Source organism: Pontibacillus marinus BH030004 = DSM 16465 (assembly GCF_000425225.1).
GTDB classification, from domain to species: domain Bacteria; phylum Bacillota; class Bacilli; order Bacillales; family BH030062; genus Pontibacillus; species Pontibacillus marinus.
On sequence record NZ_KE384331.1, the window covers coordinates 191,114 to 202,597 of the forward strand.

Genomic DNA, 11,484 nt, shown 5'->3' on the forward strand with positions numbered 1-11,484 from the left:
CCTATATCTCCAACCACTCCTCCAAATAAAAAATCTCCCTCAACTGTAACTTTTTCACTCCACTAACGACTACCTAACTAAACAAGCAGAAAATGAGGTGTCCACATGAAACGATTGTATGTAGGAGTTGCTGCTGTCATTGTAGCGGTGTTTGCTGTGTTCGCTCTTCAGCAAACCATGGTATCAGCTGATGTGAATGACGAAGCCAAAGTCGTCCCTGTCCATAAAGATTGGACGGTCACATTCACAAAGGCTATGAAACCTGACAGCTTCACAAATGAAACGGTGCGGGTATTAAACGAAAATAATGAAGAAGTTGAAGTTACATTCGAACTATCTCAAAATGGAAAAGTTTTAACCATTCAGTCCCCTGATGAGGGTTATACGATGAATCAACATTTTAAGCTTATCATTTCTCAAAAGGTTGAATCAGAAAATGGTTATAAACTAGCCAATGACTTTGAATTTGATTTTCAAACACGCGATGAACTTCCAGCAGTAGGATCAAAAGAAAACTTCATGAACATACTAGCTGAGTTACAAAAGAAGCAAGAATCACGCTACCAACTTTTCTCTGAAGGAGAAACAGCGCAATTTGAGAGTACAAACGAATCCTCAACCGATCAATCCAAAAGCTCCAGCAGCGGAGATGAAGGCTCTAAAACAAACACCCAAGTTGAAGGTGTTGACGAAGCAGACATCCTAAAATCAGACGGGGAGAACTTTTATTATGTTCGTAACACCGACATAACGATTACCAAAGCCCACCCTGCTGAAGACAGTAATCTACTAAGCACAATTCAAGAAAAAGACTTCAGCCCGAATCAAATTTATATCTATGAAGACCGACTTGTTGTGATGGGCCATAAACGTGAAGCCTTTTATAAACAAAAGCAAATGACTGAAGACGGTGTTACAAAAGAAATGATCCTCCCTTATCACAGAGGACAAACAGCCGTTTACGTGTATGATGTCTCAAACCCGGTCAACCCTGAAAAAGTTCGCGAAGTTGCCGTTCAAGGAAGTTATATGACATCCAGACTTATTGATGAAAACCTGTATTTCATCACAAATGAACACCCACCTTTTCACATCATGACACGTGATACCCAACTTGAAGATGAATCTAAAGAACAAGAAGACCCACGTCCACGATACAAAGACTCTGCGGTTGGATCAGAATCAATGCCGATATCCTATGATCGTATGCACAAGTTACCCGGTAGTGATGACACAACATTTGTAACGATTACTTCTTTTGACGTGACGAAAACTGATGAGAAAGCAAACGTTAAGACGTATTTAGGGTCAGGTCAAACCGTTTATATGTCTAAAGATCATATCTATATGGCTGTTCGTGATTATCCTAACCTCAAACAAGCATCCACCATGCCTCGTGAACAGGTTACAACACCTGATACCAAAATCTATCAATTTGGTGTTGATGGTACAAATGTAACCTATGATGCAGAAGCAAAAGTGCCAGGCACGCTCATTAATCAATTCGCAATGGATGAACGTGAAGGTACATTCCGCGTTGCCACAACGAAAGGCCATATGTGGGATGATCAGAATCCATCTGAAAATAACTTATATACGTTCGACAGTTCTTTAAATCAATTAGGTCAACTTGAAGGTCTCGCTGAAGGTGAACGCATCTATAGCGTTCGTTTCATGCAAAATCGAGCTTACTTGGTAACCTTTAAACAAGTGGACCCGCTATTTGTAATCGACCTACAAAATGCTGAGTCCCCTAAGGTATTAGGTAAGTTAAAAATCCCTGGCTTCAGTAACTACTTGCACCCAATCGGAGACAATCATGTGGTTGGATTCGGGAAACAAACCAAGCAGTTAAGTGATGGTCGCATTACGACAGATGGTGTGAAACTATCCCTGTTTGATATTAGTGATGTAAATAATCCAATCGAAAAAGACGTAGAATTAATTGGTGGTCGTGGGACGAACTCTGAATTAAGTCACAATCACAAAGCCCTTTACTATCATGCGGACAAAAACTTATTTGGCTTCCCAATTATGGTGAATGAAAAGATCGAACTAACTGAAGATACGACATCTGGTATGCATGAATTTGCCTTTGAAGGCGCATACCTATACTCTGTAACACCAGAAGAAGGATTTAACTTTAAAACAAGAGTTACACACCAGCCAGACAAAGAGCTTCACTACCCTGAATGGGACCACCGTATCGCACGTATGATGTCCATTGGAGATACGTTCTACACGTTCTCGGATGACAGAATGGAAGCGCTGGATTTAAATACTGAAGAAAGATTATCAAGAGTTCAGTTTCCAGAAGATCAATATAAATAATTTTCAAATGAGCAGACCTTAAAACAAGGTTTGCTCTTTTTTGATGTCTAGTAAAGAGCCCCGGCGCTTGCGCTTTTCTATTTGCAACAGAACTGTCACAACTATCCATCAAAACCTATTTACTTCCCTCCTGTTAAAACATAAAATACGGTTAGGGGTATTAAAAGTTAAGCTAATGGAGGGATCATTTATGACTAAAAAAATTGTTATTATCGGCGGTGTTGCTGGGGGAGCTACTGCTGCAGCACGTCTTAGACGCTTGGATGAAGAAAGTCATATCGTTTTAATTGAACGCGGTGAACATATATCTTTTGCCAATTGTGGGTTACCTTATTATATTGGCGAAACGATACACGATCGTCAAAAACTTCTCGTTCAAACAGTTGAAGGTATGAAACAACGATTCAACCTTGATATCAGAAACTTAACAGAAGCCATAGAAATTGACCGAAATCATAAAAAGATCAAGGCCAAAAACTTAATTACAGGAGAGGTTTATGAAGAAAGCTACGATCAGCTCATCCTCTCCCCTGGTGCTAAACCAATCGTACCGCCTATACCTGGAATTAATGACGCCAATGTTTTTACTTTACGTAATATTCCAGATACAGATAAGATTAAATCCTATGTAGACAATAAAAAGCCAAACCATGTCACCATTATTGGTGGTGGGTTTATCGGTATTGAAATGGCTGAAAACCTTGTTGATAGAGGACTTAACGTGTCTCTTGTTGAAAAGGGTGATCAGGTAATGGGTCCTGTTGATCCAGAAATGGCCGCTTATGTGCATCAAGAATTATCAGCACATGGTGTTGAACTTTTACTACAAGATGGTGTGAAATCTTTCGAAGGTATCAATGTGATTTTGGAAAGTGGAAAACGAATCGAAACCGATATGACGATTCTTTCTATCGGTGTAAAACCTGAGAGTACACTAGCGCAAGAAGCTGGTTTAGAGATCGGAAACCGTGGAGGCATCGTAGTCAATGAGCACCTCCAGACCAATGATGAATCTATTTACGCAATTGGGGATGCCATTGAAGTGCAGGATTATATTTTAAAACAACCCACCATGGTACCTCTGGCATGGCCAGCCAATCGTCAAGGTCGCATTGTTGCTGATAATATCTATGGCGGGGACCAATCCTACCCTGGTACATTAGGAACATCTATTGTGAAGGTTTTTGATTATACAGTAGCAACTACAGGTGTGAACGAGAAAAGGCTCAAAGCATTAGATATTCCTTATCAAACCGTCCACATCCACCCTGGATCTCATGCAGGGTATTATCCTGGGGCTGAACAAATGGCAATCAAACTACTCTTCAGCCCGGATGGTGATATTTTTGGAGCACAAATCGTTTCTAAAAAAGGCGCAGATAAACGAATCGATGTGATCGCTACAGCCATCAAGGGTGGATTAAGTGTCCGTGATCTACCAAACCTTGAGCTTGCCTATGCACCACCTTATTCTTCTGCAAAAGATCTGATAAATATGGCGGGTTATGTAGCCACAAACGTACTAGATGGAGATGTTGAAATTATTCACTGGGATGAGATTGATCAGGCCATACATGATGGCGAAGTGCTAATTGATGTTCGAAATCCAAATGAATATGAAAAAGGATCCGTATCTGGCTCCCTCAATATTCCATTAGATGAATTGCGTGATCGTCTTGATGAAATCCCTAAAGGGCAGCGTATTAACGTCATGTGTCAGGCTGGCCTTCGAGGATATCTAGCTTCTAAAATTTTGTGGCTTAACGGTTTTGAAGTCCGAAATGTTGATGGGGGTTGGAAAACCTATTCTACAGCTAATGGGATAGACACCAAAATTGTTATTGGATAAAGCCATCACCTCTTTCACACACTAATGCGTGGAGGTGACCCCAATGAGCAAACGCAAAAACCAAAACCGCGGAAAAGAAATCTCATCGAGTGTGAATCCTCAAGGAAACTCAGAGGATGTAGCTGACCAGCAAGCCAAATCAAAACTAGAAGAACGTGCGAAAAAGAAAAATACGAAAATCTAAAGCTTGGGAGCCTTCCCAAGCTTTTTCTATTGTTCAAATTTTTCCATTTGTGTAACCTCCTTTATTTCGAGACGTCTAATTTTATATAAAGGGGGTCACAAAATGAAAAAGATCATCATAGGGTCAATGTGTTTACTACTCCTCTTGCTCGCCGCTTGCAGCAATGATCAAAGTAATGAAAATGCCGCAAATGACGGCAGCGCAGAAGGAGAGTCAGGTAGTTCTCAGGATCGTGAAATGAACAGAGAAGAATCAAAGCAATCTGAAGGAAAGAAATCGTATGATTCCGTCACAAATGGGAGTGAAGAAAATGACGTGAACTTAACGAATCAAAAAGAGAAAATGATGATTTACAAAGCCAACATCAGAATTGAAACAAAAGATTATGAACAATATAATGATGAACTCAGAAAGCTTATACAAAAACATAATGGATATATGGTGAGTTCCTCTACAAATAAGGGAGAAAATGATCAAACAACAGCTACAATTAAATTGCGAGTACCACAACAGTAATTTGATCCTTTTAAAAATGGACTCAAACCATTAAATGGAGAAATTGTTTCAAGTAATACAGATGGTCAGGATGTAACGAAGGAATATGTAGACCTCGAATCTCGTTTAGCCGCTAAGAAAAAGGTTGAGGAACGACTACTAACTTTCTTAGAAAGAGCAGATAATACCGATAACCTGTTAGCTGTTTCAAAAGACTTAGAGCGCATCCAAGAGGAAATTGAAGTAATCCAGGGCAAGATGAATTACTTAAAAAATCAAAGTGACTTTTCTACCATCACTCTTCATATTCAAGAAACAAAGGTGATTGTCCCACAAGCTGAAAAAGAAGAGCTACAAACATGGGCGAAAACGAAGCAAACGTTTATCAATTCCGTACAAAACATGCAAAAATTCTTCTCTTTCTTGTTTATCGGAATCGTTGGATACTCTCCTGTTTTAGCCTTATTTGTCTTAGCTGGTTTACTGATTTTCTTCGTTAGAAGGTATATAAAAAAGCGAAGCAAAGAAGAGTAAACAAGCTCCTAATTGGTGGATATCTCCAATCCTAAAAATCCCCTTTTATATCTTTTCGTTTATGTTAAGATGATACTAATAATCAAAAGGAGGATTTCACCTATGCACCTAAACGAGCTGATTCAAGCCTATGAGAGAGAGAAACAGGAAGCCCCGGAAACCGCTGATCAATTACTGGACTTTTGCCAAAAGCAATATGTAAATGGCAGCCTTTCTTCTCAATCTTACCGAGAACTGTTTCAGCAACTCCACCAAGAAGGTGCAGAATCACCTCACAAAGAAATCGAACCTGTTTAAAACTTTATACTTATTCAAGCTGGTGAGTGATGATACTCACCAGCTTTTTTATTACTGTAAAGATCGAGTGTAACGGAGTACAGATCAGGGGAAGATGTATAGAAAAGGAGTTGATGTTATGAGTAATCAAAACAAACAACAAGGTCAAGGACAACCTCCTCAACATCAAGACAGGCAGCCTGGCCTTGAAAGTGATATGAACCCTCAGCCAGAATATATGGATCCAAACTATAAAGGTAGTGGAAAGCTACAAGGAAAAGTTGCACTCGTCACAGGTGGGGATAGTGGTATTGGACGTGCTGTTTCCCTACACTTTGCAAAGGAAGGCGCAGATGTAGCCATTCTATACTTAGATGAACACAGTGACGCAGAAAAAACGAAATCCCTTGTGGAACAAGAAGGTCAACGCGCCCTCCTTATTAGTGGTGACATGGGAAACCAAGCCTTTTGTGAGTCCTCTGTAAATCAAGTAATAGATACGTTTGGCCAACTTGATATTCTCGTAAACAATGCTGCTGAACAGCATCCACAGCAGGATTTTATGGATATAACGAGTGAACAGCTGGAGCAGACTTTCCGGACCAACTTATTTGGCTACTTTTACATGACCAAAGCCGCGATCCCACACCTTAAACCGGGGAGTTCTATTATTAATACCTCTTCCGTGACAGCATACCAAGGCTCAAAAGACCTTGTGGATTATTCCGCTACAAAAGGAGCCATCACCGCCTTTACCCGCTCCCTATCTGAATCGATTATCGAAAAAGGTATTCGAGTGAATGGTGTAGCTCCAGGACCGATCTGGACACCACTAATTCCGTCTACTTTTGATGAACAAAAAGTAGCGCAATTCGGCACAAGTACACCAATGAAAAGAGCAGGGCAACCGAAGGAACTAGCACCTGCTTATGTTTATTTAGCTAGCCAAGATTCCTCTTATGTGAGCGGTCAGATGATTCATGTGAATGGTGGGATTATTATTAATGGGTAGGAACAAAGGCGCAAGCGCCCGTTTAGCAACGAAGGGACTGGACTGAGCCCGTAGTACGATTAACCAAACTTGCTGATTGGCAAGCCGACAGGCGCAGACAGAAGCTTAGTTGCCGTGGTACTTTCACCTAGAAATTTTAACTACGTCGACTTTCTTCGTTGTTAAAATTTCATTTCACAAACGTGTAAAGGAAACACGATGAGCCTTGGTGAATCGATGTTGACTTATCGTACGGAGTAAGAATGATCGACTAAACTCGTCACGTCCTGTGACAACGTCGATCTGACCCACGTCGTGTGGGCCCAAGTCCATTCGTTGCTGGGCGCTGAAGCTGGATGTGGCCCCGCTCCCGTTAAAAAGTTATACACAAGTCACAAGTTTTATAATTTCCTAGACAAGGAACAAAGGCATGTGAACTCTAGTTTTAGAGTCACATGCTTTTTTATTTTTGGCTCTCCATACGTACGATCCCTCCCAAAGCGAAATAGTTTATCTCCTCACAAAAACGGATATCAATAACAATAATGAACATAATAACCAAAGCACATATTTAGCTTTATCTAAAAGTTTTCATTATAATAGCTCATGTTTCAACATCAAGATCACAGGAGGTTTCCATATGACAGACAAATACGAATCCCTTTTTACTGAACAAACGATAAAGAATTTAACACTTGATAATCGATATATTGTAGCTCCCATGACTCGTGTAACAGCAGAGAGTGACGGACGAGCTAATGATCGTATGAAGCAATATTATGAACGTTATGCAAAAGGCGGTTTTGCTGCCATTATTTCAGAAGGAATCTATACAGATAAAAAACATAGTCAAGGTTACGATAATCAGCCTGGGCTTGCGACAAAAGAACATGTAGAAGCCTGGAAGCCTATCGTTGAAGCCGTTCACGAGCATGGTACGAAAATGATCGCTCAACTCATGCATGCAGGTGCACAGGTTCAAAGCAACCCTTATGTAGATGAAACCATTGCCCCTTCTAACGTAGCGCCTAAAGGAGAACAACTCGGTTTTTATGGTGGATCAGGTCCATTCCCAACCGCACGCGAAATGACGCTTGATGATATCCAAAATGTTATTGATTCTTTCGCTCGAGCAGCAATTAAAGCGAAAAAGGCTGGGTTTGATGGCGTAGAAATTCACGGAGCGAACGGTTACTTACTGGATGAATTTTTAACGGATTACATGAACCAACGAACAGATGAATACGGTGAAAATGTTGAAAACAGTTTGAGAATCATAAAAGAAGTGATTCAAGAAATCCGCGGAGTAGTCGGAAATAAATTTGTGGTTGGAATTCGTCTTTCTCAAGGAAAAGTATCCGATCAGGCTTACAAATGGCCAGGTGGAGAAGAGACAGCCGAAATGATCTTTACTACAATCGGTGAACTTCCTATTGACTATATCCATGTAACGGATGGTGACGGTACAGCTGATAGTTTTGGAGAAGGATCTCGCTCTATGGCAAAAGCCGCAAAAGATTTCGGTGGCAAGCCTGTGATCGCAAATGGAAAACTCGGTGACCCTGATCAGGCATTAAAAGCTGTTGAAGAAGAAGGTGCCGATTTTGTAGCCCTTGGTACAGGCGCTCTTGCTAATCCTGACACTCCGCATCGGGTTCAGAAAGGTCTTGAGTTAAAAGAATTTGATGCAGAGTCCATTCTTTTCCCGATTGCTCATGTTAAGGATATGGAACTAAACATGGATATCAAGTAGTAAAAAAGCTCAGAGATTCTCTGAGCTTTTTGTCTATGACGTATGTATTTCCTGGCGTGTATACGTAAAACTGTTTTCTACGTATTCTCTAATTTTCTTCCATGCTCCATTTTCCTTCTGAAAGGTTTGAGTGAATAATAATTTAACATCTGTCATCTCTCCATCCAGTTCAAAGCTCACCCAACAAACTACAACGCCTTCTTCTTGGTTATTGATATCAATCAAAACGTCCTCAAAATGCCATATAGGTTTTTTACCTTGATACTGTTCATAAGCTTGGATCCATCCCTCTCTCGCTTCATCATATCCCCAATCAGAAGTAATAGAATCTGGATTAGCCCATACAGCCTTAAATTGCTTTGAGTTATGCGAAGACATTCTTTCTGCATCTAAGCTATTCCAAGAATCTCGATACTCACCTAAAAAACCCTTAAAGTCTTCTAATAAAGTTTGTTCCATATCCTCAACTCCTTTTTTGATTTCATCTGCATATACAGTTAAGGCATCACGTATGATCGTAGGATCCATCCCTGTTTTAGCATAGATTCGTTCAACTTGTTCCTCCAAATTTTCAGGTGGTTCATCCTTGATCAACCCCTTCGTTGTACTCATAAAAGACTCACCTTGATTGAATTCCCAGTGAACAACTTCATCATAATCTTTGTTGTAAAATCGGGTTTCAACTAAAGGAGCACGAAACAAGGTCTGAGAGTCCTCAGCCGCTTCCATAAATACTCCATAACTCACTGGATTCATGGAATAAGTATGAGTCGATTTCTTCCCATTTGGGCGATGATGCGTGACCTGAAACTGGTCCTCATCAGCTTTTATAGAAATATTAGCTCCTGGAAAAAAACCATATTGTATCTCTTCTGTGAAAGCCTTTGAACGAGCATCTACCAATATAGGCTCAATCCATTGATCACCTAAATCACAATAATAGTTAAAACCTTTTTCATCTTGAGCTAAAACAGCTACATGAGCATCTGGTGTCCCCATGGATTCACCAATAAAATATGTTGAAACTCCTTCATGCTGAAAAGATTCATACAACCATAGTGATAAATCAAAACAGTTTCCTGTCGTATTGTATTTTTCATGCTGTTCTTTAATTAAGGGTACAGTGCGTTGATACGTCTCAGGTTGTTGTGGATAACGCCATGCTTTTGTTAGCGTTTCTAATGCAATTCCATCAAACTTCTTAAACACCCTCCTAATAGATTCTGGAGCTCTCATCCATTTTCCTCCTTTTTACATCTCTTCAGGTGCTTCTATTCCGAGTAGCGATAATCCTTCTTTGATAACCACACTCACAGATTCAACTAAAGCTAGGCGCGAAGGTTGATAAGGACTTTCCTCCAAGATACGCACATTAGCATAATAGCTGTTGAAATGTTGGGCGAGTTTTAACAAGTACTTCGCCATTTTGGAGGGATCATAATAATATACAGCTTGTTGAATCACTTCAGGGAATGAAGCGAGCTTTTGAATAATCGGCCATGCATAATTCCAGTCGGCTTCATGAAATTGATAGCTTGTAGAAGTGGCCCCAGCTTTTCGTAAGATGGATTTGGCACGTGCATAGGTGTATTGTAAGTACGGTGCTGTATCCCCATCAAAGCGCAGCATTTCGTCATAGGAAAACTCAATGTCATTACGACGATCGTTCTTCAGGTCGTGGAAGATCACCGCTCCCACACCAATCTTTCGTGCGACCTCATCTTTTTGTGCTAAGTCAGGATTTTTCTCTTCCACATTTTCTTTGGCATATTGAATCGCTTTTTCTAATGCTTCTTCTAGGAAAACCACTTTTCCTTTACGTGTAGACATTTTCTTTCCGTCTTTTAGCATCATCCCAAATGCAATGTGGGTAATCTCATCGGACCAATCATACCCTAGCTTATGAAGGACAGCTCTTACCTGATTGAAGTGAAGACTTTGCTCATTCCCCACCACATAGAGAGATTCAGCATGTTGATAAGTTTCTTTACGATAGATTGCAGCTGCAAGGTCACGCGTTGTGTAAAGTGTAGTTCCATCAGATTTTTTGATAAGCGCTGGCGGCATATTTAAGTCATCAAGACGAACAACTTGTGCCCCATCTGACTCTTCTAGCAATCCTTTTTGGTCTAGCATCTCAATGATCTGATCGGATTGAGCATGAAAGGAAGATTCACCTTTGTACGAATCAAATGAAACATGAAGGAGATCATAAATCGTTTGGAACGCTTCTAAAGATTCTTCACGGAACCACTTCCATAGTTTCGTTGCCTCTTCATCACCCTGTTCTAGCTTTTTAAACCAATCACGACCGAGCTGGTCAAGTGAGCTGTCCTCCTCTGCTTTTTCGTGAAAATATACATAAAGGTTCAGGAGCTCTTGGATGGGGTTAGCACGAACTTTCTCCTCATCTCCCCAAAGTTTGTAGGCAGCAATGAGCTTTCCGAACTGTGTCCCCCAATCCCCAAGGTAGTTGAGACGCTCGACGTTGTAGCCTGTTTTCTCAAGAAGGTTTCCGATTGCATTGCCGATCACTGTTGAACGGAGGTGACCCATTGAAAATGGTTTTGCAATATTTGGGTGGGAGACATCCATCGTGATCGTTTTACCCGCGCCATAGGATTGTGTTCCGTATTGTTGACCTTCCGTGATGATCGTTTTCAGTAGCTGTGTTGCAAATTGGGATTTGTCTAAGAAAAAGTTCACATAAGGGCCTGCTGCTTCAACCTGTGAGATGATTGTGTTTTCAGTGTTGAGTTGAGGTGCAAGCTCTAGGGCGATTTGGGCTGGATTTTTCCTTTCAATTTTGGATAGTTCAAAGCATGGGAGTGCCACATCACCCATGTGTGTGTGTTTTGGTGTTTCGATTAAGTTTTCGATTTGTTCGGCTGATAGTTTGTTTTGTAATGGTTGGTGTAGGATTGTGATGATTTCGTTTTGGTAGTTCATTGTAATTCCTCCTTGTAGTCACTCTTTTCCGTACTGAGAGGGGCAACTTCTTCACTAATTGTGGTTGCTTCCTCACTTTTATGGATGGCTTCTTCACTTATTACAGCTACTTCCTCACTTTT

At 40.6% G+C, this 11,484-nt stretch carries 8 protein-coding genes and 1 pseudogene; 7 read left to right on the plus strand and 2 right to left on the minus strand.

Annotation, left to right across the window (positions count from 1 at the left end; translation table 11 throughout):
- Positions 1 to 105 precede the first annotated feature (105 nt).
- From H514_RS23430 to H514_RS0117535, 7 genes and pseudogenes are all read left to right on the plus strand, one after another.
- On the plus strand, positions 106 to 2,331 hold the full coding sequence (locus H514_RS23430) for a beta-propeller domain-containing protein (RefSeq protein WP_051255206.1): 2,226 nt from the start codon (positions 106 to 108) through the stop codon (positions 2,329 to 2,331).
- 190 nt (positions 2,332 to 2,521) lie between these two features.
- Complete coding sequence (locus H514_RS0117505) at positions 2,522 to 4,180, plus strand: CoA-disulfide reductase (protein ID WP_027448115.1); 1,659 nt, start codon at positions 2,522 to 2,524, stop codon at positions 4,178 to 4,180.
- 43 nt (positions 4,181 to 4,223) lie between these two features.
- Positions 4,224 to 4,364, plus strand: coding sequence for a small, acid-soluble spore protein L (gene sspL, locus H514_RS24450; RefSeq protein ID WP_081673077.1), 141 nt, complete (start codon positions 4,224 to 4,226; stop codon positions 4,362 to 4,364).
- 345 nt (positions 4,365 to 4,709) lie between these two features.
- Positions 4,710 to 5,393, plus strand: a pseudogene (locus tag H514_RS24455) (DUF4349 domain-containing protein).
- A 102-nt stretch (positions 5,394 to 5,495) separates the two neighbouring features.
- A complete protein-coding gene (gene yppF / locus H514_RS0117525) occupies positions 5,496 to 5,690 on the plus strand; it encodes a YppF family protein (protein ID WP_027448118.1) in 195 nt (64 codons plus the stop codon).
- A 118-nt stretch (positions 5,691 to 5,808) separates the two neighbouring features.
- The gene (locus H514_RS0117530) at positions 5,809 to 6,681 is read left to right on the plus strand and encodes an SDR family oxidoreductase (RefSeq protein WP_027448119.1); all 873 of its coding nucleotides are present in this window, start codon (positions 5,809 to 5,811) and stop codon (positions 6,679 to 6,681) included.
- Between the two features lie 619 nt (positions 6,682 to 7,300).
- Positions 7,301 to 8,413 carry an NADH:flavin oxidoreductase gene (locus H514_RS0117535; protein WP_027448120.1) on the plus strand — a complete coding sequence of 371 codons (1,113 nt, stop codon included), beginning with the start codon at positions 7,301 to 7,303 and terminating at the stop codon, positions 8,411 to 8,413.
- A 33-nt stretch (positions 8,414 to 8,446) separates the two neighbouring features.
- On the opposite strand, the gene H514_RS24080 is transcribed toward H514_RS0117535, so the two are convergent.
- Positions 8,447 to 9,649 carry a nuclear transport factor 2 family protein gene (locus H514_RS24080; protein ID WP_051255207.1) on the minus strand — a complete coding sequence of 401 codons (1,203 nt, stop codon included), beginning with the start codon at positions 9,647 to 9,649 and terminating at the stop codon, positions 8,447 to 8,449.
- Between the two features lie 15 nt (positions 9,650 to 9,664).
- On the minus strand, positions 9,665 to 11,362 hold the full coding sequence (gene argS, locus H514_RS0117545; RefSeq protein WP_027448121.1) for an arginine--tRNA ligase: 1,698 nt from the start codon (positions 11,360 to 11,362) through the stop codon (positions 9,665 to 9,667).
- Between the last annotated feature and the right edge of the window lie 122 nt (positions 11,363 to 11,484).